The sequence below is a fragment of the Planctomonas deserti genome, assembly GCF_003067705.1.
Taxonomy (GTDB): domain Bacteria; phylum Actinomycetota; class Actinomycetes; order Actinomycetales; family Microbacteriaceae; genus Planctomonas; species Planctomonas deserti.
The window spans coordinates 1-520 of the sequence record NZ_QANL01000208.1 but is presented as its reverse complement, the minus strand read 5'-3'; the positions used below and the strand labels follow the sequence as shown (position 1 = coordinate 520).

Here is a 520-nt window from a genome sequence, read left to right as displayed (position 1 = left end):
AGGTCAAGAACGGCAAGGTCCGTGCGGATGACCAGGTGATGATGAGCGAACGCGCCTGGCGCGAAGGTGGCGCGGGTACCGATGGCAGCTACAGCGGCTTCCCGGTCAACCAGACCGCGCGCCTGGAAGACATGGAAAAGGGCATGGCGATCCAGTCCGGCAATGACGCCGCGATCGCCCTGGCCGAGCACGTGGCCGGCAGCGAAGAAGCCTTTGCGTCGCTGATGAACAGCTACGCCGCCAAGATCGGCATGAAGGACTCGCACTTCGTCAACGCCCACGGCCTGACCGCACAGGGCCACCACAGCACCGCCTACGACCTGGCGCTGCTGGGCCGCGCGATGGTGCGTGATTACCCGGAAACCTACGCGTACAACAAGATCAAGGAATTCCAGGTCGGCAACATCAAGCAGCCGAACCGCAACCTGCTGTTGTGGCGCGATGGCAGCGTGGACGGCATCAAGACCGGCCACACCTCGGAAGCCGGTTACTGCCTGATGAGCTCGGCCCAGCGCGGCGA

General features: G+C 64.2%; 1 protein-coding gene. It reads left to right on the top strand.

Translation table 11 applies throughout. The annotated features are described in order from the left end of the window. The coding region (locus tag DAI20_RS20305; RefSeq protein ID WP_168927722.1) for a D-alanyl-D-alanine carboxypeptidase family protein at positions 1-520 on the top strand (520 nt) is incomplete at both ends.